The sequence below is a fragment of the Ruegeria halocynthiae genome, from assembly GCF_900106805.1.
In the GTDB taxonomy this organism is placed as follows: domain Bacteria; phylum Pseudomonadota; class Alphaproteobacteria; order Rhodobacterales; family Rhodobacteraceae; genus Ruegeria; species Ruegeria halocynthiae.
The window spans coordinates 469,097-493,939 of sequence record NZ_FNNP01000001.1 but is presented as its reverse complement, the minus strand read 5'-3'; the positions used below and the strand labels follow the sequence as shown (position 1 = coordinate 493,939).

Annotated in this window: 26 protein-coding genes and 1 tRNA gene; 15 read left to right on the top strand and 12 right to left on the bottom strand. The window is 58.4% G+C overall.

From position 1 onward, the window contains the following. The first annotated feature begins 1,110 nt into the window (after positions 1-1,110). The 4 genes from BLU89_RS02545 to BLU89_RS02530 all read left to right on the top strand — a co-directional run bounded on the left by BLU89_RS02545 (position 1,111) and on the right by BLU89_RS02530 (position 5,317). Entirely contained in the window at positions 1,111-2,661 is a 1,551-nt protein-coding gene (locus tag BLU89_RS02545) for a trimethylamine methyltransferase family protein (RefSeq protein ID WP_074734192.1), read from the top strand. 77 nt (positions 2,662-2,738) lie between these two features. Continuing rightward, a complete protein-coding gene (locus tag BLU89_RS02540) occupies positions 2,739-3,842 on the top strand; it encodes a mandelate racemase/muconate lactonizing enzyme family protein (protein WP_074734191.1) in 1,104 nt (367 codons plus the stop codon). 12 nt (positions 3,843-3,854) lie between these two features. Then, positions 3,855-4,586 (top strand): SDR family NAD(P)-dependent oxidoreductase, encoded by a 732-nt coding sequence (locus BLU89_RS02535; protein WP_074736326.1) that lies wholly within the window; start codon positions 3,855-3,857, stop codon positions 4,584-4,586. Beyond that, a complete protein-coding gene (locus BLU89_RS02530) occupies positions 4,583-5,317 on the top strand; it encodes an SDR family NAD(P)-dependent oxidoreductase (RefSeq protein ID WP_074734189.1) in 735 nt (244 codons plus the stop codon). Before BLU89_RS02535 ends, BLU89_RS02530 begins: the two co-directional genes overlap by 4 nt. Positions 5,318-5,329: 12 nt before the next feature. On the opposite strand, the gene BLU89_RS02525 is transcribed toward BLU89_RS02530, so the two are convergent. From BLU89_RS02525 to BLU89_RS02510, 4 genes are read right to left on the bottom strand one after another with little or no spacing between them, the layout of a single operon-like run. After that, the gene (locus BLU89_RS02525; RefSeq protein WP_074734187.1) at positions 5,330-6,670 is read right to left on the bottom strand and encodes an NAD(P)/FAD-dependent oxidoreductase; all 1,341 of its coding nucleotides are present in this window, start codon (positions 6,668-6,670) and stop codon (positions 5,330-5,332) included. Beyond that, a complete protein-coding gene (locus tag BLU89_RS02520; protein WP_074734186.1) occupies positions 6,667-8,190 on the bottom strand; it encodes an aldehyde dehydrogenase in 1,524 nt (507 codons plus the stop codon). Before BLU89_RS02520 ends, BLU89_RS02525 begins: the two co-directional genes overlap by 4 nt. Positions 8,191-8,193: 3 nt before the next feature. Beyond that, entirely contained in the window at positions 8,194-9,111 is a 918-nt protein-coding gene (locus BLU89_RS02515; protein WP_074734184.1) for a dihydrodipicolinate synthase family protein, read from the bottom strand. A gap of 7 nt (positions 9,112-9,118) precedes the next feature. After that, positions 9,119-9,829, bottom strand: coding sequence for a GntR family transcriptional regulator (locus tag BLU89_RS02510; protein ID WP_074734183.1), 711 nt, complete (start codon positions 9,827-9,829; stop codon positions 9,119-9,121). Positions 9,830-9,963: 134 nt separating this feature from the next. Between BLU89_RS02510 and BLU89_RS02505 the strand changes: the two genes are divergently transcribed. From BLU89_RS02505 to BLU89_RS02495, 3 genes are all read left to right on the top strand, one after another. After that, positions 9,964-10,914 (top strand): GlxA family transcriptional regulator, encoded by a 951-nt coding sequence (locus BLU89_RS02505; RefSeq protein ID WP_074736324.1) that lies wholly within the window; start codon positions 9,964-9,966, stop codon positions 10,912-10,914. 74 nt (positions 10,915-10,988) lie between these two features. Beyond that, complete coding sequence (locus tag BLU89_RS02500; RefSeq protein WP_074734181.1) at positions 10,989-11,744, top strand: 3-hydroxyacyl-CoA dehydrogenase; 756 nt, start codon at positions 10,989-10,991, stop codon at positions 11,742-11,744. Between the two features lie 28 nt (positions 11,745-11,772). Further along, positions 11,773-12,297: a sugar O-acetyltransferase gene (locus tag BLU89_RS02495; protein ID WP_245709646.1), complete on the top strand. Its 525-nt coding sequence runs from the start codon at positions 11,773-11,775 to the stop codon at positions 12,295-12,297. A gap of 84 nt (positions 12,298-12,381) precedes the next feature. Here the strand turns inward: BLU89_RS02495 and BLU89_RS02490 are convergent, their stop codons facing one another. From BLU89_RS02490 to BLU89_RS02480, 3 genes are all read right to left on the bottom strand, one after another. Further along, a complete protein-coding gene (locus BLU89_RS02490) occupies positions 12,382-14,190 on the bottom strand; it encodes an ABC-F family ATP-binding cassette domain-containing protein (RefSeq protein ID WP_074734178.1) in 1,809 nt (602 codons plus the stop codon). Positions 14,191-14,258: 68 nt separating this feature from the next. Further along, entirely contained in the window at positions 14,259-15,038 is a 780-nt protein-coding gene (locus tag BLU89_RS02485; protein ID WP_074734176.1) for a GNAT family N-acetyltransferase, read from the bottom strand. 50 nt (positions 15,039-15,088) lie between these two features. Then, on the bottom strand, positions 15,089-15,565 hold the full coding sequence (locus BLU89_RS02480; protein WP_143030508.1) for an outer membrane protein assembly factor BamE: 477 nt from the start codon (positions 15,563-15,565) through the stop codon (positions 15,089-15,091). Positions 15,566-15,650: 85 nt separating this feature from the next. On the opposite strand from BLU89_RS02480, the gene BLU89_RS02475 reads away from it, so the two are divergent. The 8 genes from BLU89_RS02475 to BLU89_RS02440 all read left to right on the top strand — a co-directional run bounded on the left by BLU89_RS02475 (position 15,651) and on the right by BLU89_RS02440 (position 20,992). Further along, entirely contained in the window at positions 15,651-16,187 is a 537-nt protein-coding gene (locus BLU89_RS02475) for a YceD family protein (RefSeq protein ID WP_074734175.1), read from the top strand. 205 nt (positions 16,188-16,392) lie between these two features. Beyond that, positions 16,393-16,599 (top strand): 50S ribosomal protein L32, encoded by a 207-nt coding sequence (gene rpmF, locus BLU89_RS02470; protein ID WP_037316137.1) that lies wholly within the window; start codon positions 16,393-16,395, stop codon positions 16,597-16,599. A gap of 24 nt (positions 16,600-16,623) precedes the next feature. Then, the gene (gene plsX, locus BLU89_RS02465; RefSeq protein ID WP_074734173.1) at positions 16,624-17,709 is read left to right on the top strand and encodes a phosphate acyltransferase PlsX; all 1,086 of its coding nucleotides are present in this window, start codon (positions 16,624-16,626) and stop codon (positions 17,707-17,709) included. A 24-nt stretch (positions 17,710-17,733) separates the two neighbouring features. Next, entirely contained in the window at positions 17,734-18,705 is a 972-nt protein-coding gene (locus BLU89_RS02460; RefSeq protein WP_074734172.1) for a beta-ketoacyl-ACP synthase III, read from the top strand. Between the two features lie 96 nt (positions 18,706-18,801). Beyond that, on the top strand, positions 18,802-19,104 hold the full coding sequence (ihfA, locus tag BLU89_RS02455) for an integration host factor subunit alpha (RefSeq protein WP_008755922.1): 303 nt from the start codon (positions 18,802-18,804) through the stop codon (positions 19,102-19,104). Between the two features lie 18 nt (positions 19,105-19,122). Beyond that, on the top strand, positions 19,123-19,713 hold the full coding sequence (locus tag BLU89_RS02450; RefSeq protein WP_074734170.1) for a MerR family transcriptional regulator: 591 nt from the start codon (positions 19,123-19,125) through the stop codon (positions 19,711-19,713). A gap of 61 nt (positions 19,714-19,774) precedes the next feature. Next, a tRNA-Pro gene (locus BLU89_RS02445) sits at positions 19,775-19,851 on the top strand. Positions 19,852-19,912: 61 nt separating this feature from the next. Next, positions 19,913-20,992: a 2'-deoxycytidine 5'-triphosphate deaminase gene (locus BLU89_RS02440; RefSeq protein ID WP_074734169.1), complete on the top strand. Its 1,080-nt coding sequence runs from the start codon at positions 19,913-19,915 to the stop codon at positions 20,990-20,992. 3 nt (positions 20,993-20,995) lie between these two features. On the opposite strand, the gene BLU89_RS02435 is transcribed toward BLU89_RS02440, so the two are convergent. The 5 genes from BLU89_RS02435 to BLU89_RS02415 form a co-directional block, all read right to left on the bottom strand. Then, positions 20,996-21,235, bottom strand: a complete 240-nt coding sequence (locus BLU89_RS02435; RefSeq protein ID WP_074734167.1) for a hypothetical protein — start codon at positions 21,233-21,235, stop codon at positions 20,996-20,998. A 65-nt stretch (positions 21,236-21,300) separates the two neighbouring features. Beyond that, positions 21,301-21,951 (bottom strand): SMC-Scp complex subunit ScpB, encoded by a 651-nt coding sequence (gene scpB, locus BLU89_RS02430; protein ID WP_074734166.1) that lies wholly within the window; start codon positions 21,949-21,951, stop codon positions 21,301-21,303. Further along, a complete protein-coding gene (locus BLU89_RS02425) occupies positions 21,944-22,738 on the bottom strand; it encodes a segregation and condensation protein A (RefSeq protein ID WP_074734164.1) in 795 nt (264 codons plus the stop codon). Before BLU89_RS02425 ends, scpB begins: the two co-directional genes overlap by 8 nt. Continuing rightward, entirely contained in the window at positions 22,728-23,735 is a 1,008-nt protein-coding gene (gene nagZ / locus BLU89_RS02420; protein WP_074734163.1) for a beta-N-acetylhexosaminidase, read from the bottom strand. Before nagZ ends, BLU89_RS02425 begins: the two co-directional genes overlap by 11 nt. Beyond that, positions 23,732-24,769, bottom strand: coding sequence for an SPOR domain-containing protein (locus BLU89_RS02415; RefSeq protein WP_074734162.1), 1,038 nt, complete (start codon positions 24,767-24,769; stop codon positions 23,732-23,734). Before BLU89_RS02415 ends, nagZ begins: the two co-directional genes overlap by 4 nt. Positions 24,770-24,843 lie beyond the last annotated feature (74 nt).

The window sequence follows — 24,843 nt, the reverse complement described above, 5'->3', positions numbered from 1 at the left end:
GAGGAACTCGAACTGCAACAGCTTCGGCGCGCACCCTGCGACAGTCTGCTTTGAGCCCAAAGCGTCCGGTCAACGAGTGGGCCGCTTGCGCCTTAGGTGATTAAGAAATTCAGCCATCACCAAGACTAAGTGTCTCTCTCTTCATTGGGGTTTGAGCAATGATAATTTGCTGAATGGTTAATGAGAGCGTCCCTAAACAGAACTAGGTTGCTACGCTCATGATACGTCATCCGAAATACAGGGGGGAGCAATGTCAATGAACCGGTCCTCCTATGACTGGTCCACCGATTCAGATACTTGATCTGCGGCAATCTGTTCCATAATTCAGCTTCAATTTCTGCTGCCTCGTGACCTTCAATGTTTGAAGAAGTATGCGGCCAATTCGACTTTGGGTAATTGCGTAGAACCCAGTACCTGAAGCTGTCTATTAGAGACTCGTACTGGTAATACTTTTTGTTTAGGGGCACTTCGGCAACGTAGAGATATCCGTGATCAGTTGCTCTGACGCGAACTTCATATGCTTCGCTGAGGTCTAACGTTCTTAGGTTAACGTGTCGATCATACTTCGTTAGATAACTGTTGCCTTCCGTTGGAACGGTCTCTCTTGAAAAGGAAACTGTACATCCATCGATGTGAATATCGGAGTAACCCATGCCTTGTAGCGAACTGAGAACCTTCGCATCGCTGGATGATTCAGAGGTCGACAGACTTGGAGCGAACGCTGCAGCCCAAAAAGCGATACCTGAAATGGCTAGAGTTACTCGCGACGGCCTTTTTGTCATGTTCGACTCATCTTAGTTCATTGTGGCTCAGACGGTGTAATATGTCGTGACCAGGCAGTAGCTTCAACGGCGGTTTTGTCCCGCTTATCCGCCATTGAGCAATGCCAAACACGAAAGCCCTTACAAAGGTATTTTCGGATATATTTTTTGTCTGAACGTGCCAAATTCGACATAACCATGAGGTCAACAATACCACTCTATGGGCCCACCTTTGGGTGGTCGTTTTTCATTGCGATCCCACGGCGTCGCATTTCGCAATAGTCTTTCGCATTCCTGCATGTGGCGCCCACCCCATCCGTTTCACACTGAACAGGAAGGGAGGCACCATATGACCAGAACCGCAACAGCCACACGTAGCGGAGGGCGCGCGGCCCGCCGCGCCCTGCGCACCGCTCCGAACTTCGAGATGTTGCCCGGACTGACACGCGGTATTCCGCTATGCGAGGTTATGGACGGTGCACAGGTTGAACGCATCGATACGGCCTCGATGGATGTTCTGGAAAATGTAGGCGTTCAGTTCCGTGACCCCATCGCGTTGCAAGACTGGAAGAAGGCCGGTGCCAAGGTCGAGGGTGAGTTGGTCTATCTTGATCGGGGATTGGTGCGCGAGTTGATCGCAACCATACCGTCAGATTTCACCTACCACGCGCGCGATCCAAAAAAGAACGTTCGACTTGGTGGCAAACACTCGATCTTCGTGCCGATGACCGGCGCGCCGTTCCTGCGTGATCTGGACAATGTGCGCCGCAACCCGATGCTGGATGATCTGGCGATGTTCCACATGCTCAGCCATATGCTGCCCGCGATGCATTCCTCGGCCCATCACATCGTCGAGCCTTATGATCACCCGATCAGCCAGCGGCACCTGCGGATCACTTATTCGTCGATGAAACACTCGGACAAGACATTCATGGGCATGACCACCAGCCCCAAGAATGCCGAGGATGTCATGGACATGTGTGCCATCCTGTTTGGCGAAGATTTCCTTGATGATCACCCCGTCACCACCGGCAACTGCAATGGCAACTCACCGCTGGTCTGGGATGAAACCATGCTGGGCGCGATGCGCGCCTTCTGCCGCCGCAATCAGCCGGTGCTGTGTTCACCCTTCGTGCTGGGCGGGGCCAATACGCCCGCCAGCGTGCCAGCCACCGTGGCGCAGCTGAACGCCGAAGCGCTCAGCGCGCTGGCCTATACGCAGGTGATCCGCAAGGGCGCGCCCGCGATCTACGGGCATTACCTGTCGACTGTCTCGATGAAATCCGGCGCACCAATGGCCGGCACGCCCGAGATCAGCCTGATGAACTTCATGATCGGGCAGATGGCCCGGTATTACGACGTGCCATGGCGCACCTCAAACACGCTGGGCGGGGCAAAGACGTTTGACGCGCAGGCGGGTTACGAGTCCGCCACCACGTTGCAGGCGGTGATCCATGCGGGCGCCAACTATATCTGGCACTCGGCTGGCTGGAACGAGGCCGGGATGCACTGTTCGACCGCCAAATTCATCGTAGACGCGGAACAATGCGCCATGGCTTACCGCATGGCCGAGGGCCCAAAATGGCATGACTTTGATCAGGCTGTTTCCGCCGTTGGCGATATCGGTCCCGGAGGTCACTATCTGGGCCATCCCCATACCCAAGACAACTTTCAAGAGGCGTTCTTTATGCCTGACATGTTCGACAACAACTCAATCGAGCAATGGCAAGCCGAAGGCTGCGTCGAAATCACCGAACGTGCATTGAAACACGCCCGCAAACTGCTTGCTGAGTATCAGGAACCAACGCTCGACATCGCCAAGAATGAGGAACTGCTGGACTACATCGCGCGACGCGAACGGGAAATTCCGGCGGCTGACGAGTTGAATCAGGCTTACTAGCGCACACTCCCCTAAACTCACCCGCCCCGAATCATGGGGCGGGAATTTTCCATTAAAAACAGCGGGAAACGCACACAGTGAAAATCGCGGAAATCCACATCTACAGCCACGATCTGCCGGTCAAGAACGGCCCCTATACAATGGCCCGGGCGCAGGTCTGGGCGTTGGATACAACTCTGGTCAAACTGATCGCCGAAAATGGCCTCATCGGTTGGGGCGAGACCTGCCCGGTTGGCCCCACCTATGCCGAATCGCACGCATCCGGTGCCCGCGCCGCGCTTGCGCAGATGGCCCCTGATCTACTGGGGGCCGAGGTTTCACCGCTGGGGCTGCATCGCCGCATGGACGACCTGTTGAACGGGCACAATTACGCCAAGGCGGCGATTGATATTGCAGCGCATGATCTGCTGGGCAAGCTCTATGGTATCAGCGTCTCGACCCTGCTGGGCGGTGCAGTAACGGACAAGGTGCCCTCCTACTACGCAACTGGTATCGGTGCCCCGGACGATATTGCAAGCTTGGCGGCAGAGAAACAGGCCGAGGGCTATCTCCGCCTGCAGATCAAGGTCGGCGGTCGCCCAGTCGAGTTGGACATCGAAACCATCCGCAAAGTCTGGGAGGTGATCGGCGGATCTGGCATGCGCCTTGCCGTGGATGGCAACCGGGGCTGGACTACCCGCGATGCGCTGCGTGTCAGCCGCGAATGCCCCGATATTCCGTTCATCATGGAACAACCCTGCAACACGATCGAAGATCTGCAGAAGATACGGCCTCAGGTTGGCCACGCGATCTACATGGACGAAAACAGCACCAGCCTGAACACCATCATCACCGCGGCAGGTACCGGGCTGGTGGACGGGTTTGGCATGAAAGTCACGCGTATCGGTGGCCTGCACCCGATGCGCGCCTTCCGCGACCTCTGCGAGGCGCGCAACCTGCCCCATACCTGTGATGACAGTTGGGGCGGAGACATTATCGCAGCCGCGTGCACTCATATCGGCGCGACGGTAAAGCCGGAACTGCTCGAAGGTGTATGGCTGGCGGCACCTTATATCGAAGGCAACTACGATCCTGAGAACGGCATCCGGATCGAAGGCGGCCGTATCCGCGTTCCAACCGGACCGGGGCTTGGAATCACGCCCGACGAACGCCGATTTGGTGTGCCGGTCGCATCGTTCTGATTGGAGGCGGATTTGGAATTCACAGGAAAAACAGCCCTGGTGACCGGCGCCGCTGGGGGTATCGGAGCCTCTCTGGTACAGCGCTTGCGGGCAGCAGGTGCGCGCGTGGCCGTTGCTGACCGCTCGGTCGACGGGATCGACGCCGAGGTGCATTTGCCCGGTGACCTGTTGGACCCGACCTATGCCGACGCATTGCCCGCGAAAGCCGCAGAGGCGCTGGGCAGTCTCGATATCGTCGTCAACAATGCAGGCGTCATCACGCGCGGGGCCGTGACCGCAACCTCTGACGACGATTGGGCCTTGTCACTAGGTGTGAATGTCGAGGCCCCGTTCCGCATCTGTCGCGCTGCGATCCCGATCATGGCAGCGGCTGGTGGCGGTGCAATTGTCAACACCGCGTCCTGCTGGGGTCTCAGACCCGGCCCCGATCACGCGATTTACTGCATGACCAAAGCGGCCATAGCCAGCCTGACCCAGTGCATGGGGCAGGATCACGCGCATCAGGGCATCCGTATCAACGCCGTCTGCCCGAACGAGGTGAACACGCCCATGTTGCGCTCGGGCTTTGCCAAACGCGGGTTTGATCCCGATACTGCCGTTGCCGAGCTGGGCAAATCGGTGCCGCTGGGCCGGATCGCCGAGCCTGCGGATATCGCGGATGTGATCCTGTTTCTGGTCTCGGACGCGGCGCGCTATATGTGCGGTGCGCTGGTCGAAGTGAACGGAGGCAAGCCGGTCCAATGAACAGATTTGCCGGAAAAACCGCCCTTGTGACCGGCGGGCGCAGCGGTATCGGCCGCGCCATCGCCCAACGCCTGCGCGACGAAGGGGCCAATGTTTACACCGCTCAACGCGGCGCGGATGACGACTTCCCCTCGTTCCCGGCGGATTTTTCAGACCCGGACAGCCCCGCTCGGATCATCGAGCAGGTCATTGCTCAGGCAGGCCAACTGGACGTACTGATCAACAACGCCGGCATGATGCAGGAAGCATCGGTCGACGACATGTCTCTGGCGGATTGGCAGCGCAGCCTGACTGTCAATCTAACCGCCCCGTTCCTGCTGATACAGGCCGCGCTGCCGCATCTGCGCAAAACCAAAGGCAGCATCGTCAATATCGGCTCGGTCGAAGGATTGGGCAGCAATCCGGGCCACGCCGCCTATTGCGCCTCAAAGGCCGGGCTGCACGGGCTGACCCGCGCGGTTGCAGTTGATCACGGCGCAGAGGGCATCCGCTGCAATGCGGTGGCACCGGGCTGGATCGATACCGATCTCAACCTCGATTTCATCGACAGCATGGACGACCCCGACGCGTTCCGCCGGGATATCGCCCGCATTCACCCGGTAGGCCGCACAGGCGATCCCAAAGAAGTGGCCGCGCTGGTCGCTTTTCTGGCCGCCGAAGAGGCGGGTTTTGTCACCGGCCAGATTTACACAGTCGATGGCGGACGGATGGCAAAACTCAGCCTGCCTTGAACAGTCCACCGGCTACTCCGCCCCCGAACGCCACCCCTTCCAGCGTAGATACGTATTGGCCCCCACCGACGCGAAGGGTTCGGGCGGTAGCCGAGGTGGTATCGGCTGCGCCAGAAAATGATCGGCAATATCCGACCTGCCCTGCACCATCAGTTCCGCCGCACCCATCCCTTGCAGCGTGCCGCGCGCGATCCCCAGCCCGTTTTGACAGCAGGCGGCAAAGACCCCCTGCTCGACCTCACCAAACGCGGCCGAGCCATTGCGGCTGAGGCACAGCATCCCGGCCCAGCGGTGCTCCATCCGCACATCTGGCAGGTTCGGAAACCGTTCCTGAAACTTTTGACCATGCACCTTGCCAGCCCGGCTCAAATGGCTGTCGCTGCTTTGCATCGAAGGGTGAAAACTCGAACAGGTTCGGATCAGTATACGATCTCCGCAGCTGCCAGAAATCCGCCGAACCGAGGTGCCCATCGGATCCGCCGGGGTCACTGACCAGCGTGGCTGACCACCCAGCGTGGCGATTTGCTCGGCCGTCAGCGGTTCAGTCAGCGACGCGTAAAGACAGATATGCATCAAACGCCGCTGATAGAATCCGAAGCTTTCGATATGTCCGTTGTTGGCCAGTACGATCCGCCCGGTCGAGACTTTTGCCTTTTTGGTTTCAACTTCCCAGGCGCCGCCCTGCTTGCGAAAACCGGTCACACCCGAGTTCTCATAAACCCCGATCTGCCCCTCCAGATGCGCCGACAGCGCACGCACGTAAGCCGCAGGTTGCATCATCACAGTCCCCGGCGCAAACAGGCCGGACGTGTAATGCGGACTGCCTGTCAGGGCCTGCATCTGGTGCGCATCATACAGCTCAAAAGGCTCTCCCAGCCGTGTCAGATGCGCGGCGTAATCCGCATTGTGCCGATCCCCTGCCGGTGTCGCGGCGGCATTGATCTTGCCGCACGGATCAAACACCTCAAGCGGCAAATCACACTCTTCTGCTACCTGCCTCGCAAAGGAAATGGCCTGCCGGTTCAGCCCGATCGTGGCCCGGTCCGCCTCCAACCCGTCGCTGGCATAATTGTCCGAGGCCAGATCATGCGGCAGGTCGATCATAAAGCCCGAATTGCGCCCGGCAGAGCCTTCGGCAAAGCGCCCGGCTTCAAGCACAACAACCTTCAACCCCGGATCAAGCTGATGTAGTCTCCGCGCTGCCGAAAGCCCCGCAAAACCGCCGCCGATGATGGTCACATCTGCGGTCTGGTCTTGCGCGAGCCGGGGCAGTTCCCGCTGCGGTGGCAGGATGGCGTTCCACCCTGCCGTGCCAGTCTGCTTGGGCAGACGTTTGGCAGAGTACGCCGTCAATCCACGGCCTCATCTTCATCGTCGGCCAAATCGATCCAGATGGTTTTCAACTGTGTGTATTGGTCATGGGCGTGGAGCGAGTTGTCCCGACCGCCAAAGCCCGACTGCTTATAACCGCCAAAAGGTGTGCTGATATCGCCTTCACCAAAGCTGTTGACCGTGACAGTTCCTGCGCGGATCGCGCGCGCAGCCCGGATGGCCCGTTTGGCGTTTGATGTGAAAATCGAAGCGCACAGGCCGTATTCAGTGTCATTGGCGATGCTGATCGCTTCGTCATAGCCAGAGACTTCGATCACCGACAGCACCGGGCCGAATATCTCCTCGCGCGCCAATGTGCTGTCATTGCCCGGCACCTCAACCACAGTGGCTTCGACAAAGCCCCCGGCGGCTTTGCCGCCAGAACTTACCGCGTCGGTCTTGCCACCAATCAGAACGTTTTCGGCCTGATCCAGATAGCCGCACACCTTGGTGTAATGCGCTTCGCTGACCAGTGCGCCCATACGGGTTTCCGGATCCAGCGGGTCGCCGATATTCCACTGCTTGGTATGATGCGCAATCCGCTCCAACAGCTCTGCCTTCACATCCTTGTGCACGATCAACCGCGACGAGGCCGAGCAGTTCTCGCCCATATTCCAGAACGCGCCATTGACGATATGCGCCGCCACGCGGTCCAGGTTCTCGGCGTCCTCCATCACGATGGCGGGGTTCTTGCCGCCCATCTCCAGCACCACTTCCTTGGCGTTGCTTTCTGCCGAATAGCTCAGGAACCGCTTGCCGGTGACTGTCGAACCGGTGAAGGATACCATGTCGATATCCATGTGCCGCCCGATGGGTTCACCGACCTCGGCCCCACCGCCGGGAAGGATGTTCAGAACGCTGCGCGGCAACCCGGCTTCCATCGCCAGTTCTGCCAGTCGCAAAGCGGTCAGGGTCGTTTCCATCGCCGGTTTCACAACCACCGAACAGCCCGCCGCCAGCGCTGGGCCGATCTTCCACGCCAACATCAGCAGTGGGAAGTTCCACGGCAACACTAATCCGACAACACCAATGGGTTCCCGCACCACCATTGCGATGTGATCATCACTAGCCGGTGAGACCTGATCATAGATCTTGTCAATCGCCTCAGCATGCCATTTCAGGCAATGGATTGTCTCGGGCACATCGACGGTTTCGCAATCATAGATCGTTTTGCCGCTGTCGATGCTTTCTATCACAGCCAGCTCTCGCGCGTTTCGGGTGATCAGCTTGCACAGGCGGATCAGCACATCCTTGCGATCCGACGGGTGCGTCTTTGACCAACGCCCATCCTCAAACGCCTCACGCGCCTTTTCGACAGCGAAATCCACATCCTCCGCTCCGCAGGCGGCAATGTTGGTCAGCACCGCACCGGTGGCCGGGTTCACGGTCTCAAACACCTGACCCGAGATCGCCGGGCGGTAACCGCCATCAATGAATGCACCTGTCGGCAAATCCAAATTCGCAGCGATCGAGTCGTATTCGTCTTTCGTCAGCAAACCCATGCCTCAATCCTCCGCCACGATATCTGCGATTTTGCGTTTCAGAACGCGCGTCACCTGTTCCAAAGCGCGTTTATCATCTTTGTTCAGATCTTTCAGAGGCGGCCTCACCGACCCTGCATCGATCCCATTCATGGTGACCCCATGCTTGATCGTCTGGATGAACTTGCCCCCCTGCTCCAGCACCCGCATCAGCGGCATCAGGGCAGACATGATCCTGCGTCCCTTGGCAAAGTTACCCTCGACCACACAGGCCTGATACAGCGCCACATGTTCAGCGGGTAAAAGGTTCGATCCGCCGCACACCCAGAAGGGTGCGCCCCAGGCAAAGAACTCCAGCGCCTGATCGTCCATGCCGCAGCCCAGCTGGATATGCGGGTAATCCCGCGCCAGCAGGTGTACCCGGTTGATATCGCCCGAGCTTTCCTTGATACCGCAAAAGTTCCGGCTGCGCCCCACACGATCCAGAAATTCTTCCCCCATCATCGTGCCGGTGCGGTGCGGATAATTGTACAGCATCACCGGCAGATCGGCGGCCTTGTCGATCGCCAGCGCGTTCAGCGCATTCTCACGGTCTGTCGGCACCGAATACGGAGGGCTGGCCAACAGGATCGCATCCGCGCCCAGTTCTCTCGCGCCGGTGGCCAAGGCTATGGAATCACCGGTTAGCATGGCGCCGGTGCCGACAACCAAGGGCAGACGGCCTTTGAGCTGGTCATGGGTAAAGCGCGCCAGTTCCAGCCGTTCATCAACCGTCTGGGCATAGTTCTCACCGGTCGATCCGCCCGAGATCATCCCGTGAACGCCCTTCTCAACCAGAAAGTCGATCACCTCGGCTAACGCGTCCCAATTGACGTCGCCATCTACCGCGTAGGGTGTCACCACCGGAGTATAGATACCCTCAAATCTGAAGATCGGAGTCATAAGTCCCTCATGCAGGTGTCATGCCAGGGACCTGCCCCAGCGGAAAATCCAGACCCTCGGGCATCACGAACAGCTCGATCTGATCGCGTGACAGGGTCCAGTGGTCGTCGGCCAGCTGCGCAGCAGCCGCCTCATCGCCCGCCTCGATGGCGGCGATTATGGCGTCGTGCTGGGTGCTCGCCTCCGACAGGTTCTCGGCCACCCGCTTGGTTTGCGGGCGATAAAACGTCATCCCGATCCGCGCGTGATCGATCAGCAACCGGTTGAACGAAGGGGATAAATAGACATTCCCTGCCATCTCTCCGGTCACCTCGTGAAACCGCGTGTTGGCCAGCGTTCGATCCTCAGCCGAGCCTGTACGCAAGGCCTGCCGAAACGTCTCTTGCGCTTCTTTCAACTGGTCAATCTGTGCCGACGTCGCATTGGCCGCCGCCAGCCGCAGCACCGCCCCGTAAACCATCGGTGCCACCAGAAAGAAATCGCGCAACGTGGTATGAGACATCTCGGACACCCGCGCCCCACGATGGGTGCGCAAGTCCAGATAGCCCTCACCCGCTAACTGCCGGAACACTTCGCGCAATGGCGTGCGCGACAGACCAAAGGCCTGCGACAACTGCGCCTCGTCCAGATCCTCTCCGGGATGCAAACGCAGGGTCAGAACTGACATCTTTAGATGATCAGCCAGTTCCTGCTTGGGTGATCTTCCCTCGTCCCTCATCCAATCCCTTTCGCCATCTCTTCACGAATCGAACTCTAGTCCTGTGGTAGCTTATAAAAATACATGTTGTATACAGTGAGTTTTCGTGCAGCATACCCGAAGTTCTCGAAACACCAATGATTCCGGTCCAGCCAATGAGACAAACGCAGCACTTTGTATTCATTCTGGTCAAAGAATTCTCGCATCTCGCCTTCTCCTGCGCGGTCGAACCTTTGCGCATTGCCAATTGGGTGGCAGGCGAAGAACTTTACAAATGGTCCTTCCTGTCCGAGCACGGGGAACAGGCTATTTGTTCCAACGGTTCTATCACGCTGGTGCATGGCGGGCTAAGCCCGGTTCCAAAATGTGACCAGCTGTTTGTTCTGTCGGGCATCAACATGCGCAATCATGTCACGAAACCGCTCCTTGCTGCGCTGCGCCGCGAACGCGCGCGTGGGACCAGTATCGGCGCACTGTGTTCTGGCGCCTGGCTGCTGGCCGAAGCCGGGTTTCTGGACGAAATGCAGGCTGCAATCCATTGGGAATACCACGATTCCTTCATGGAGGCTTTTCCTGAAATCAACCTGGTTCGCAGCGTCTTTGTCGCCGATGAAAAACACATGACCGCCTCGGGCGGCACAGCTACCGCCGATCTGATGCTGCACCTGATTGAACGCGACCATGGCAATGATCTGTCGGTCGCGGTGGCCGATCAGATGGTCTATAACGCCGTGCGCAACGCCACCGCCGATCAACGCGTTTCTCTGCAATCGCGCAATGGGATGCGGAACGCGCATCTGGCGAAGGCCATCAACATCATGACCAAAAACATACAAAGCCCGCTGTCACCTTCGATCATTGCCAGCGATATTGGCATCTCGACCCGCCAACTGGAACGCTTGTTCGGAAAATTCCTGAACACATCGCCCAAGAAATATTTCATGGAACTGCGACTGGAACGGGCCCGAAATCTGTTGCTGCAAACCGAATCTTCAGTGACCCAGGTTGCCTTTGCCTGTGGGTTCGAAAGTGCTGGCCATTTCTCGCGTGTCTACAGGGCCGCCTTTGGCATCACACCGATGCAACAACGCGCCAGACTCGATTGATAGAAACCGCGACTGGACACAGCCCCACGGTTGCGATTATCTGAACAAGTGTTCAGATCAAGAAGGAACCTGCCATGAATCTCTCAACCACAGCTGCGGTTATCACCGGCGGAGCCTCCGGTTTGGGTGAGGCCACGGCCCGTCACTTTGCCGAGAACGGCGCGCAGGTCACCATCCTTGACCGCGATGCCGAGCGCGGCCCGCAGATCGCGACCAAAATCGGCGGTCATTTCGCGCAAACCGATGTGACGGATGAGGTTTCGGTTTCAGCGGCCATTGCGCAGGCGATGGACAAGATGGGCCGCATCACCGCCGCCGTGAACTGCGCCGGAATCGCGATCGGCGCCAAAACGGTTGGCAAAGACGGCCCCCACCCTCTGGATGCATTCCAGCGCACCATCGACATCAATCTAGTTGGCTCCTTCAACGTCTCGCGCCTCGCTGCGGCAGAAATGGCTAAAAACGATCCCGAACCTGACGGTGCGCGCGGCGTGATCATCAACACCGCCTCCATCGCCGCCTTTGATGGGCAAAAGGGTCAGGCGGCTTACGCAGCCTCCAAAGGCGGCGTGGTTGGCATGACGCTACCCATGGCGCGCGATCTGGCCTCGACCGGTATCCGTGTGATGGCCATCGCGCCGGGCATCTTCATGACTCCGATGCTGGCGGGTCTGCCCGAAGAGGTACAACAGCAACTCGCCGCCGACGTTCCCAACCCCGCCCGCCTTGGCGATCCGCGCGAATACGGGCGCCTAGCCGGGTTCATTGTCGAAATGGGCTACCTGAACGGAGAGGTCATCCGCATCGACGGTGCACTGAGGATGCGTTAAACCACTGACCATGACCGAGAGGCAAAAAATGGAGGCAGGTGCATGGTATCGCTGCCTTGACCCCGAACTCGATACGCTGCGTGCTCAGGCGCGTCGTGCCATCCATGCCCATAACACCTGCCCGCCTGATGACAGGGGTCCGATGGCACCGGAACTCGCTGCACTGTTCGCCAATATCGGTCAGGATTGCCTGATCGAGGCTCCATTCCATTGCGCCTACGGAATAAACCTGTCTCTGGGTGATCGGGTGTATCTGAATGCAGGCTGTGTTGTGCTCGACACCGCCCTGGTTCGCATCGGCAGTGACACGATGCTTGGACCCACGGTGCAGATTTACTGTGCCGAACACGCAAAAGATCCTGCCCTACGTGCGCAAGGTCTGGAAATCGCCCACCCGGTTACAATTGGCGATAATGTCTGGATCGGTGGCGGTGCGATCATCATGCCCGGCGTCACAATCGAAGACCGTGCCATCATCGGCGCCGGCAGCATCGTCACCAAAGACGTCCCAAACGGAGCGACCGTCGTTGGGAACCCGGCCCGCCCCGTTTGACCAATTGTAGAACTCGTGTGAAGCCACTGTTACGATTTTGTATTACTCAGAAAACTCAGTCGACTGAGGTTGTAAAACTCATACTCAACCGGCTTCGGCCTTCTCTTCGAGAATCAGCCACTCTTCCTCAACGGCTGACAGCTTTGTCTGCCGTTCGACCAAAGCGTCGGTCGCTTTCCGAAACTTGACCGGTTCGCGGGCAAACAGTTCAGGGTCCGACATCAGTTCTTCTAGCTTGGCAATCTCGGCCTCAAGCCGCGCGATCTCGGCAGGCAGTTTCTCAAGCCGGTGTTTTTCAGAGAATGAGAGGCCAGCCTTGGGCTTCGCCTCCTGCTTCACTTTAGACTTTGAAGCCTTTGTTATATTTTCTTTTTTCTGATCTACATCACCACGCTGCGCAATATAATCAGACCAACCGCCGGCATAAACAGTCGCCTGCCCGTTTCCCTCCATGGCGATGGTTGTAGTTGCGACCCGATCCAGAAAATCACGGTCGTGGCTGACCAACATGACGGTTCCATCATAATCGTCCAGCAGTTCCTGCAACAAATCCAGTGTCTCGACATCCAGATCATTTGTTGGCTCGTCCAACACCAGCAGGTTCGAAGATTTCGCCATCAACTTGGCCAACAACAACCGCGCTTTTTCGCCTCCGGACAAGGACTTAACAGCCGCTCTTGCCTGCGCGTCATCGAACAGAAACTCTTTGAGATAGCCCACAACATGCTTGGGCTGCCCGCCGACCATCACCTGATCGGCCTTACCCGAAACCCGCATTTCAGGATCGCCAGTCAGGCTGTCCCACAGACTCATTTCCGGATCCAATTGCGCACGGGCCTGATCGAACACGGCGACCTCAAGGTTGGTGCCCAGCATAACCGAGCCCTCGTCAGGATCGACCTGACCCAGTAACATTTTCAGCAACGTTGTCTTGCCCACACCGTTCGGGCCGACAAAGGCCACCCGGTCGCCGCGCTGCACCAGCAGATCGAAATTGCGCACGATCTGCTGAGACCCAAACGCCTTGCAAACACCCTTGGATTCGATGACTTTGCGTCCCGATTTCGGGCCAGATTCCAATGCCATAGCGGCAGAGCCCTGACGCTTGATCTGCGAGGCACGTTCGGCCCGCAAGGCCTGCAGCGCCCGTACCCGACCCTGATTGCGCTTGCGACGAGCGCTGATGCCTTCGACCGCCCATCGTGCCTCGGACTTGATCAATCGGTTCAATTTGTGGCGCTGTTGATCTTCCTCATCCCAGATCTTATCCCGCCAGCTTTCAAAGGCTGCAAACCCCTGCTCCTGGCGCCGTACCATCCCGCGGTCAATCCACAGCGTCGCGCGGGTCAGCGCGCGTAAAAACGCTCGGTCATGCGAGATCAGAACAAAGGCCGCGCGGGTCGATCCCAGCTCACGCTCAAGCCATGCGATCGCTTCGATATCCAAATGGTTCGTAGGCTCGTCCAGCAACATCAGGTCTGGCGCTTCTGCCATCAGCTTGGCCAATGCCGCGCGCCGTCTCTCGCCGCCGGATGCGGTTTCAACAGCATGTTCGGGGTCAAACTTCAGACCCTCACCAGCACGCTCAACCTTATAAAGCTCACCGGGCTCCAAGCCGCTGGATGCATAATCTCCAAGCGTTGCAAATCCGTGCATATCGGGTTCCTGCTCCATGTAACCCACTGATTTGCCTGGTGGGATGACAATATCCCCCTGATCCGCCTCGACCAACCCGGCCATCACTTTCATCAGAGTGGATTTGCCGGATCCGTTCCGCCCGACCAACGCCACGCGATCAGCGGGCTGGACCACCAGATCCAAACCGGAAAACACTGGGTCCCCTCCGAAAGTCAGAGAGATACCGGACATCTGCAACAAAGGAATTCTCGCCATGCCCGCCAGCTAAACCGGCTGGGACAGTGCGTCAACGCCCGCGCTTCACCTTTTGCAAAATACTCGGGTCACCTGGCAACAGCGCGCAGCAAACGTTTTCGTTTATCGGGAATCGCTCCGATCTCGAGGCCGGTGAACACGTGCAGCGTGTTCATGTTCCGATCCACCACCGCATGATCACTGACCCACCCCCCCATCATCAGATAGGTGCGCAGCAAGGGCGGCATCCGCAGCATTGCCTGTTTTAAGTTGGGACGTCGGCGCAGCCGTGCCGCAAATCGAAAAACATCCGGTGCTTTAACACGAGGCAGCCAGCGTTTCGGCGCCAGATGCCGGTGTTTGAGCATGGCAAAGGCATCCAGGTACTCGGCAGTCTCGGTCCCCGCGAAAGACGAGCAACCGAACAGCATCTCAACCCCGTTCTGATCGACATATGCTGTCATGGCCCCCCACGCGACGCGCAGAATATCCGGATCAGCCCAGTCCGGGTGGACGCAGAATCGGCCCATCTCAACCATTGGTCCCGAGAAATCGTTCAGCGCTGACAGGTCATAGAACTGCGCCGAATAGCTCAGCCCGATCTCGCTGCCGTCCTGCATCGTCAGCATTCGGAAACAGCAGACCAATTTGCCACCCGCCCGCATGTCTTCGACCAGCACATGCTTACAATGCTGATCAAAGGGATCACAATCCGGCCGATCCGTCCCGAAGGCCAGCATCCGCAGTGCCTGTGCCGCAGCGACGTCCTGCCCGGATTGCGCCAAGCGGGCGCGATAGCGGCTCTTGTCCAACAAAACAGCCAAGATCGCATCCTCCGGTTGCCGACCAGTCACATCTGTCTGCTCCATACCACAGTATGTGTGACTGTCGTGTGACCGTCGCAAGGGGATTGGGCGGCTTAGTTGTTTACGCCGGGTATATTCGCCGGATTGAAGTTGCCGATATTGCCCAGAAGCTGACGCAGGAAGCCTTTGTCTTCCACGCTGGAATCGGTCACGCGACGATCGAGCACGATGACATAACCATCTTCCAGACCGAACCGCTCGATATTGCGCACCACTCCACCCTGGTCAAAGCTGATCGCCACCAACTCACGCGAGACGACCTTGGGCCGTTTGGGGCCATAGTGGCGTACGCGAGACGTGACATAATAGTAACCAGAATCCCGCACAACACCAGACGAGCTGGGCGCACCGATGGTTTCTTCAACACTGGTGCGGGTATCGACGCCAACCTTGATCTTGGCCAGATCCTCCGGCGGCGGCACATATCCGTGATTCTTGAAGATCGGCGAACACGCGCCGATGGCCGCCATACAGGCAGCAAAGACAAGCGCTTTCGATGCCGGTTTCACCCTGTTCACAACCTTCAACATTCACACCCTCTTGCCTTGGCCCGTTGCGGCCCCTATCCGATTACAGAAACCAGCGCTCCGGTTCAACACAGGAAAGACTCAAGAAATGAGCAACCAGACATCTTTGCGCGTGGCCGACCTGCCGCAAAACGCATCCACCCCGTTTGAACTGCGGCCCGGCAACGACGTCCTAGAGGCAATCAGGCAGGATCTTGGCCTGCTGGGGCTGCGCAAGCTGAGCTTTGCAGGTGAGCTGTGCGCGCAGGGAAAACGTGACTGGGCGCTGACCGGCAAACTGGGTGCAACGGTGATCCAACCTTGCGTTGTTACCCTTGAACCGGTGACGACCCGGATCGACATCCCTGTTGCCCGCATGTTTCTAGCCGACTGGGCAGACCCGGACGAGCCGGAATTCGAAATCCCCGAGGATGACGAAACTGAACCGCTGGGCCCTGAAATCGACCCCGCGCAGGTCATGATCGAGGCACTTGCGCTTGCGTTGCCACAATACCCCCGCAAGGACGGTGCTGAACTGGAACAGGCCAATTATACAGAGCCGGGAAAACAGGCCATGACCAACGAGGATGTCAAACCCTTTGCCGGGTTGGCCGGACTGCGGGATGCGCTGAAAAAAGACAAGTGACAGGCGTGGGATTTCCTGTCATAGCAGGCGGTCAGAAAAATCGCTTGAACATGACGAGAATCGCAGTATTTTCGCGCGCTCATCGGATTTAAGGTTGGACATTGCGGGGCGAGCCCCTTAAACGCGCGTCAAACCACGAGAAAACAAAGAACGTAACCCGGCTGACAGCGATTCTGTCGGCCCTTATCAGACAAAGGTTGAGACCATGGCCGTCCAACAGAACAAAGTTTCCAAGTCGCGCCGCAACAATCGCCGCGCACATGACGCTCTGGTTGCTGCAAACCCGAACGAGTGCGCAAACTGCGGTGAACTGAAGCGCCCGCATCACGTTTGTGCGTCCTGCGGCCATTATGATGACCGTGAAGTCGTCGCTCAGGCCGACGAAATCGACCTGGACGAAGACGCGGCCTAAGCCTGATTGGACGCAGGCCAAGGCATGACGGATCAGCCTACGCAAACCGAACGGATCATCATCTCGGTTGACGCTATGGGCGGAGATTCGGGGCCGTCTGTCGTTGTGGCAGGTATTGCCAAATCGGCGGACAAGAATCCGAAGATCGGGTTCATCCTGCACGGCCCGGAACAAGTATTGCGAAAACTGGTTGCCAAACGGCGTGTCCTTGATGGGCGCGTCGTTTTTCGTGATTGCCCTGATGTGGTCACGATGGAAGACAAACCCAGCCAGGTTGTGCGCAGCGGCAAGAATACCTCAATGTGGTCAGCGCTTGAGGCCGTACGTCAGGGTGAGGCGCATGGCGCCGTTTCCTGTGGCAATACCGGCGCGTTGATGGCGATGTCCATGCTGCGGCTGCGCAAGCTGCCAGGAGTGAATCGCCCTGCCATCGCAATCCTTTGGCCCTCACGCAATCCTCACGGGTTCAACGTGATGCTGGACGTGGGTGCGGATGTACGCGCCGACGCCAAGGACCTGCTGCAATACGCTTTGATGGGCGCATCGTATGCACGCAACGGTATGGCGCTGGGTCGCCCTCGTATCGGTCTGCTGAATGTCGGCACCGAAGAACATAAGGGTCGGGCCGAATTGAAAGAGGCTCACTCGATGATCGCTGATTTTTCCGATCAGGCGAATTTTGAATTCGTTGGCTTTGTCGAAGGCAGCGATATCCCCGGCAACAAGGCCGATGTGATTGTGACCGACGGGTTCACCGGCAACGTCGCGATCAAAACCGGCGAAGGTACGGCCAATCTGATCGGAGACTTGCTGCGCGAGGCGTTCAAGTACTCACCGCTGTCACGCCTGGCCTCGATACTTGCGATCACATCGCTCAACCGCCTGAAGAAACGGATCGACCCGCGCCGCGTCAACGGCGGCGTGTTTCTGGGACTCAACGGAACCGTGGTCAAATCCCACGGCGGAGCGGATGCAACCGGCGTTTCCGCGGCGGTCAAGCTAGCCTTCACGCTGGCCGAATCCGGCTTTGCCGAAAAATTGGCGGCACGGGTTGCATCAACAGCCGCACTTGCACAAGATGCGGCCCATTCCGCGTCTCAATCAGAATAAGAACAAAAAAGGCAGTACCCCAGCATGGCAGGCCGTTCAGTTGTTGTAGGTGTCGGGCATTATTTACCGGAACGTGTCGTCCAAAACGCCGAGTTCGAGAATACGCTGGAAACGACGGATGAGTGGATTCGAACCCGCTCGGGTATAGAGCGGCGGCATTTCGCGGCCGAGGACGAAACCACTTCTGATTTGGCCACCAATGCAGCCAAAGCCGCTCTGGCCGATGCCGGGCTGACTGCAGATGATATCGACGCCATTGTTCTGGCGACATCGACAGCTGATCTGACCTTTCCTTCGGCAGCGACCATGGTGCAGGCGCGCCTGGGAATGACACGCGGATTTGCCTTTGACGTTCAGGCCGTCTGCGCCGGCTTCGTCTTTGCGCTCAGCAATGCCAACGCTCTGATTCTGTCGGGTCAGGCCAAGCGCGTGCTGGTGATCGGGGCCGAGACCTTTTCGCGAATCATGGACTGGACCGACCGATCAACCTGTGTACTGTTTGGTGATGGTGCTGGTGCGCTGGTTCTGGAAGAACAACAAGGGCAAGGCACCTCGGATGATCGCGGCATTCTGGCGACCGACCTCAATTCGGATGGGCGCTACAAGGATTTGCTCTATGTCGATGGCGGTGTTTCGACCCAATCCACCGGCCATCTGCGGATGCAGGGCAATCAAGTGTTCCGTCACGCGGTCGAGAAACTGGCAAAAACAGCCGAAATCGCGTTGGAACGTGCAGGTCTGAACAGCGATGATGTGGACTGGATCGTGCCACACCAGGCCAATATTCGCATTATTCAGGGTACGGCCAAGAAAATGGGCCTGCCGATGGATAATGTCATTGTCACCGTGCAAGATCATGGCAACACATCCGCTGCATCGATTCCCCTGGCTTTGTCTGTTGGCAAGCAACGGGGCCAGATCAAACAAGGCGATCTGATCGTTACCGAGGCGATCGGTGGCGGGCTGGCGTGGGGGGCGGTTGCGCTTCGCTGGTAACCGGCACAATCCGGCTTACAAAGCCGCCTGCAATTCATTGATATTGACAGCGAATTTCGCATCGCCATATGCTCTACCATCAACAGGGGAAAAAATATGGGCGACAAAACACTGACCCGAATGGATCTGAGCGAGGCCGTCTTTCGTGAGGTTGGCCTGTCACGCAACGAAAGCGCGCAACTGGTCGAAAGCGTTCTGAACCACATGTCTGACGCGCTGGTGCGTGGCGAACAGGTCAAGATTTCGTCTTTCGGCACCTTCAGCGTTCGGGACAAGACCGCCCGTATCGGTCGCAATCCAAAAACCGGTGAAGAGGTTCCGATTCAGCCCCGCCGGGTTCTGACCTTCCGCCCGTCGCACCTGATGAAGGATCGCGTCGCCGCAGGGAACCGCAAATAAGTTCAGGACTATTTGGTTATGAGTAAGTCGCCCGATGCCTTTCGCACCATAAGTGAAGTTGCGGACTGGCTCGGTGTCCAGGCTCATGTTCTGCGCTTTTGGGAAAGCCGCTTTTCGCAGGTCAAACCCGTCAAACGTGCTGGCGGGCGGCGGTATTACCGCCCCAATGACATGCGTCTGCTGGGCGGCATCAAGAAGCTGTTGCACGAAGATGGTATCACCATCAAAGGCGTTCAACGTATCCTGCGCGAACAAGGTGTTACGCATGTAGCGTCGCTGTCGCCAAGTCTGGATGAAAACGCGCCCGAACCAACGGCCGATGATACTGTGATCCCCTTTACCGCACCACCGCAGGAACCTGTGAACCAAATCAATATGGATTTGGGCGAACCCGCCCACTCACGGGCGGCAGAGACCACGAAGCCCCAGGTCCCCAAACATTCCGGGCCTCAGCCCGATGAGGTGGATGCCGCACCGCTGATGGGGGGGATCGCATCGCTGGCGTGGAATCGGTCCGAGTATGACGACGAGCTACTGCATCAGATCGCACCGATCGCCAAAGACCTGCGCAAGTGGCTGGATCGTGTCGAAAACCACGCAGCGGGATAGCAAAAAAGGCGATGATTTGCTCTTGCCCCTGCCGGGAAAGTCTTTATGAACACCTCAACGTCGGGCTATGGCGCAGCCTGGTAGCGCGTCCGTCTGGGGGACGGAAGGTCGCAGGTTCGAGTCCTGCTAGCCCGACCAAATCACACCGACGTTTATGGCACATAGGCCAGATCCCGCTCTGGCATCAGAGGGGATCGAAATGACAGGTGTATGCCCAAATCAGCAGCTTGAGGCGATGATTGAGCGAGGTGAAATCACCGCAAGCCCGGATATCATCCCGGCACAGGTGCAACCCGCCAGTCTTGATCTGCGTTTGGGAACAGTGGCTTACCGAATACGCGCATCCTTTCTGGCTGGCGAAGGCCGTTCAGTCGCAGATCGCCTGACCGAGTTCGAGATGCACCGCATCGACATCACTGACGGGGCCGTTCTGGAAAAAGGTTGCGTCTATCTGGTGCCGCTGATGGAATCACTTGCTCTGCCTCGCGATGTCAGCGCAGTGGCCAATGCCAAAAGCTCGACCGGGCGGCTTGACCTGTTGACCCGCACCATCACCGATGGCGGGGCCGAGTTCGACCGGGTGCCTGCTGGCTATTCCGGCCCGCTATATGCCGAGATCTGCCCACGGTCTTTCTCGGTTCTGGTAAGACCCGGAATGCGGCTGAACCAGATCAGATTCCGCAAAGGTCAGGCTGTTCTGAGCGATGCCGAACTGACCGCGCTGCATGATCAGGCCCCCTTGGTCGACGGGCCCGCCGTCATTCATGATGGTCTGGGGTTCTCGGTCGATTTGCAACTGCCCGATACCGATCTGGTCGGTTATCGGGCCAAGCCCCATACCGGCGTGATCGATCTGGACCGGATCGGCGAATACGACCCGCAGGAATACTGGGAAGAAGTGCGCACCAAGGACGGCCGCATCATCCTCGACCCCGGCGCATTCTATATTCTCGTCAGCCGCGAGGCAGTGCATATCCCGCCGATGTATGCAGCCGAAATGGCCCCCTATCTGGCCATGGTTGGTGAGTTCCGTGTGCATTACGCAGGATTCTTCGATCCCGGTTTCGGTCATGCCGAAGCAGGCGGCGCCGGATCACGCGGTGTTCTGGAGGTCCGCTGCCACGAAGCACCCTTTGTGCTGGAACACGGGCAGGTCGTCGGGCGGCTTGTCTATGAGAAGATGGCCGAGATGCCCACCCAGCTTTATGGCGCGGGTATTGCCTCGAACTATCAGGGTCAGGGCCTCAAACTCTCAAAGCATTTCAAGGCTGTAGGCTGATTTTCAGAACTTCATGAACCGCCGCATCTGGCGCGTCAGCTGTTTTATCTGCTTTGTGCTCTGCTTCTGGCGCACGGCGGTGTCACGCATCTGACGGTCAGCTTCCGGACTGCCCGGAGTTTCTGCCCGGCCAGGCTTGCGCCCCACCCGGCTTGCCAAATCAATCCCTTTGTCCACTCCGTGATTCATTAGGCGACGCATAACCCTTCGTACGATCATGTCGATAATGCGGTTGGCGTTCATGGGTGCAACTCCGTTTCCTTTGTCCTGCTATAGGCGGACTTTGCGGCGGCAAAAGGGCTGTTCGATCACTCTTCCTCGAACAACTCTGTCTGATCGTCATCCTCGCCTTCGTCCTGCCCCTCGCCCAGTGGCACCGCACCCGGAGGCGGTCTATTCTCCAGCAGCCCGGCGGCGCGCAACTCTTTCAGGCCCGGCAGGTCGCGGGCATTTTCCAACCCGAAATGATCCAGAAACTCGGGCGTCACCACAAATGTCACCGGGCGGCCCGGCGTCATGCGACGACGACCCAACCTGATCCACTCCATCTCAAGCAGCTGATCTATGGTGCCGCGCGAAACAGACACGCCGCGGATTTCTTCGATCTCAGCCCGAGTGCAGGGCTGGTGATAGGCCACGATCGCCAGTGTTTCGATTGCCGCGCGGCTCAACTTGCGGGTTTCAACCGTTTCCTTCTGCATGAGAAAGCCCAGATCGGGGGCCGTTCGTATCGCCCAAGACTCTCCCACACGAACTATGCGCACGCCACGTCCCTCATAGCGCTTCTGCAATAATTCAACAGCTTGTGCCGCATTGCTGCCATGGGGCATCCGCGCCTCGAGATCAGCAATTGTCACCGGCTGGGCGCTGGCAAACAACACGGCCTCGACCATACGCTCCTGTTCTGCTAAGGGCGGCGCTTCGAATAATGTGCCGGTCTCTTCTGGGGCGTCACTCACGTGTATCGGTCCTTTTACGCAGATGGATTGGGGCAAAGGTTTCGCTTTGCTTGATCTCCATATGTCCTTCTTTCACCAGCTCCAGCGAGGCCGCAAATGTCGCAGCAGTGGCCGAACGGCGGCGCACCGGATCGGCGTCCCAGCCTTCGGGCAGATAGGTCTCCATGTCCGTCCAGGCGCCTGCAAAACCGATCAGGGGGCGCATCCGCTCCAGCGCCTGCTCCATCGTGAAAACGGCATCGCGGTCCATGACAAAGGGGCGGAACTCGTCGCGTGTACGGATACGCGCATAGCCCTGCATCAGGTCCAGCAGCGTTGCGGAATAAGTCACGGTGCGGAGACGGGTGATATCCTCACTCTGCCCGCGCCTGAAAAAATCGCGGCCCAGTTGGTCCCGCGCCATAAGGCGAGCGGCGGCGTCGCGCATGGCCTGCAGACGTTCAAGCTGGAACGCGAGGTGCGCGGCCAGTTCCTCACCCGTGGGGCCTTCGTCATCCGGGTCGGGTGGAAGCAGCAAGCGGGATTTAAGAAAAGCAAGCCACGCTGCCATCACCAGATAATCCGCCGCCAGCTCGATTCGTAACTGACGCGCCTTCTCGACGAAGGTTAGATATTGCTGTGCCAGCGCCAGAACCGAAATTTTACGCAGATCCACCTTTTGCGTGCGCGACAGGGTCAGCAGCACGTCCAAAGGGCCTTCAAACCCGTCGACGTCAACAATCAGCGCCTCGGCGGCAAGCCGATCCGCGACCGAAACCGGGTCTTCGCTGAAAAGGTTATCCTGCATATACCTGCCCGCCCATTAGGGCAGATAGTTCCGCCTCGGCGGCTAGGATGTCAAGTTCCTGTGGCGGTTGTCGGTGTGCCAGCGCGCGATCTGCGCGGGCTTGCGCCGCCTCAGTCATCTGACCGGCGGCTTCAAGCACCTGTGCGCGTTCTTCAAAAGCGCCGTTGCAGTGCAAAACCACATCACACCCGGCGTCCAAAGCCTGGCGGGTCAGCTCAGCGGGCGCACCGTTGAGCGCCTTCATTGTGATATCATCAGTCATGATCAAGCCGTCAAAGCCGATGCGATCACGGATCAGCGTCATCATGGCTGCGGATATCGTTGCCGGCCGAGGGTCGATTTGGTCATAAACCAAATGCGCCGTCATACCCATTGGCAAGTCATTGAGTGCACGGAAGGGGGCAAAATCTGCGTCTTCCAACGCTTCAAGCGGCAGGTCCACATGCGGCAGGTCGTGATGGCTGTCAAGCGTCGACAGGCCATGGCCGGGCATGTGCTTCACCACTGGCAGCACGCCACTATCCAGATGGCCGTCGGCGACTGCTCTGCCAATCGCAGAAACCTGTTTCGGGTCAGAAGCATAGCAGCGGTTTTTCAGAAACGCATGGGTTTCGTCGCGGAACAGATCAACCATTGGCGCGCAGTTGCTGTCGATCCCAAGATCCAAAAGCTCATGCGCGATCAGGCGATATCGCAAATACATCGCGCGCTCTGCCTGGTCTCCGGCGCGGGTGACATGATCCAGCGGAGGCACCCATTCGCGGGCCAAGGGAGAGCGCAGGCGCTGTACACGGCCGCCTTCCTGATCAATGGTTATCAGACAGGTTCGGCCAACGGCCTCGCGGAAATCCTCGCACAGAGCACGGGTCTGGTCAGCGGTTTCAATATTGCGGGCAAACAGAATGAACCCGAACGGGTTCATCTCTTTGAACAGGGTTTTCTCATCCGACGTCAGGCGCAGCCCTTCGGCATCGGTGATAGCCGCGCCAAAGCTCACCGGACGGCGACCGGGATGCAGTCGGCACCTTGTGCAACCAGTGCGGCGCAAAATTGACGCGAGTCGCTCAGATCATCGAACCCCATAACGCGCAGGCGATAAAAGGTGCGACCCCCGCTTGAGGTTTTCTGGATAACACGCTGTTTTCCATCCATATACTCACCAAACCGACCATTCAGACGCGCCCATTCCGCCTGCGCCACATCGGTGCTTTCATAGGCACCGAGCTGCGCCAGTCGCGTGCCTTTGGCCAGCGTGTTTGGATCGACCTCCAAACCGACGGCCGCTTTTACGGCCGCGTTGATCGCGGCCTCGGTTGCGCTGTTGGACGAGATTGAACTGGATATTACACGAGCCGGACGCAGCGTCGGACGCAGCGATCGGCGTACCCCCGGTAGTGCCGCGATCTTTGGGTCAGGCTGTTGGGCCGCCAGATCAGCCGGGTCAATTGCGGGTTCTTCCTCGGGCGCGACCAATGAGGCCAACTGTACACCCGGCTCTTGCTCGGGCTGGCCCTCGGTGGTGAGCCCCTCAACCAGCGCATTCACGACGGCCTGATCTGTGGTGGGTTCTTCGATCACCTGTACGGCATTTGTAGCCTCGAGCGTGCCCATGGGCGTATCTTCATCGGTCAGCGACACGGGACGCGGTGCAAGGATCAAACGATCCGCCGGAGGCGCAGCAGTGCCGACAGCGGCCACCGTGTTCACTGCCAATCCCTGATGATCCGCAGGTGTTCCGCCTGGTTTTTCAGGTTGAATACGCATCGGGCCTTCGGCGGCACGGACCACTGGTACTCCACTGACATCGCGCATCACCAATTGATAACTCCAGACGCCTACGCCTGCGACCAGCGCCAGTGACGCCACCGCCCCAAGTACATTGACAATACGACCCAGCCCCCCAGCTGTGTGCGGGGCCTCGTAATCATTGTAGGCCTCATCGGAATAATCATACGCATCCTGCGTGTGCGCTTGATTCGAGTAATGCATCTGCTCGGGGCTGTGCTGCCCCGAGTAATCGTAACGTGCCATATCCGCCTCACCGCCCGATTGCGCCTTACAAAAGTGGCGCGCGGGTCATTTCTTGTCTGCCTCAGACCGGCGGT

What these genes read in the sequence shown, in the direction of transcription:
- BLU89_RS02545 (WP_074734192.1), top strand. Translation starts at nt 1,111, where the DNA reads ATGACCAGAACCGCAACAGCCACACGTAGCGGAGGGCGCGCGGCCCGC.
- BLU89_RS02530 (WP_074734189.1), top strand. Translation starts at nt 4,583, where the DNA reads ATGAACAGATTTGCCGGAAAAACCGCCCTTGTGACCGGCGGGCGCAGC.
- BLU89_RS02520 (WP_074734186.1), bottom strand. Translation starts at nt 8,190, where the DNA reads ATGGGTTTGCTGACGAAAGACGAATACGACTCGATCGCTGCGAATTTG.
- BLU89_RS02515 (WP_074734184.1), bottom strand. Translation starts at nt 9,111, where the DNA reads ATGACTCCGATCTTCAGATTTGAGGGTATCTATACTCCGGTGGTGACA.
- BLU89_RS02510 (WP_074734183.1), bottom strand. Translation starts at nt 9,829, where the DNA reads ATGAGGGACGAGGGAAGATCACCCAAGCAGGAACTGGCTGATCATCTA.
- BLU89_RS02505 (WP_074736324.1), top strand. Translation starts at nt 9,964, where the DNA reads ATGAGACAAACGCAGCACTTTGTATTCATTCTGGTCAAAGAATTCTCG.
- BLU89_RS02500 (WP_074734181.1), top strand. Translation starts at nt 10,989, where the DNA reads ATGAATCTCTCAACCACAGCTGCGGTTATCACCGGCGGAGCCTCCGGT.
- BLU89_RS02495 (WP_245709646.1), top strand. Translation starts at nt 11,773, where the DNA reads ATGGAGGCAGGTGCATGGTATCGCTGCCTTGACCCCGAACTCGATACG.
- BLU89_RS02490 (WP_074734178.1), bottom strand. Translation starts at nt 14,190, where the DNA reads ATGGCGAGAATTCCTTTGTTGCAGATGTCCGGTATCTCTCTGACTTTC.
- BLU89_RS02485 (WP_074734176.1), bottom strand. Translation starts at nt 15,038, where the DNA reads ATGGAGCAGACAGATGTGACTGGTCGGCAACCGGAGGATGCGATCTTG.
- BLU89_RS02480 (WP_143030508.1), bottom strand. Translation starts at nt 15,565, where the DNA reads ATGTTGAAGGTTGTGAACAGGGTGAAACCGGCATCGAAAGCGCTTGTC.
- BLU89_RS02475 (WP_074734175.1), top strand. Translation starts at nt 15,651, where the DNA reads ATGAGCAACCAGACATCTTTGCGCGTGGCCGACCTGCCGCAAAACGCA.
- rpmF (WP_037316137.1), top strand. Translation starts at nt 16,393, where the DNA reads ATGGCCGTCCAACAGAACAAAGTTTCCAAGTCGCGCCGCAACAATCGC.
- plsX (WP_074734173.1), top strand. Translation starts at nt 16,624, where the DNA reads ATGACGGATCAGCCTACGCAAACCGAACGGATCATCATCTCGGTTGAC.
- BLU89_RS02460 (WP_074734172.1), top strand. Translation starts at nt 17,734, where the DNA reads ATGGCAGGCCGTTCAGTTGTTGTAGGTGTCGGGCATTATTTACCGGAA.
- ihfA (WP_008755922.1), top strand. Translation starts at nt 18,802, where the DNA reads ATGGGCGACAAAACACTGACCCGAATGGATCTGAGCGAGGCCGTCTTT.
- BLU89_RS02450 (WP_074734170.1), top strand. Translation starts at nt 19,123, where the DNA reads ATGAGTAAGTCGCCCGATGCCTTTCGCACCATAAGTGAAGTTGCGGAC.
- BLU89_RS02440 (WP_074734169.1), top strand. Translation starts at nt 19,913, where the DNA reads ATGACAGGTGTATGCCCAAATCAGCAGCTTGAGGCGATGATTGAGCGA.
- BLU89_RS02435 (WP_074734167.1), bottom strand. Translation starts at nt 21,235, where the DNA reads ATGAACGCCAACCGCATTATCGACATGATCGTACGAAGGGTTATGCGT.
- BLU89_RS02425 (WP_074734164.1), bottom strand. Translation starts at nt 22,738, where the DNA reads ATGCAGGATAACCTTTTCAGCGAAGACCCGGTTTCGGTCGCGGATCGG.
- BLU89_RS02415 (WP_074734162.1), bottom strand. Translation starts at nt 24,769, where the DNA reads ATGGCACGTTACGATTACTCGGGGCAGCACAGCCCCGAGCAGATGCAT.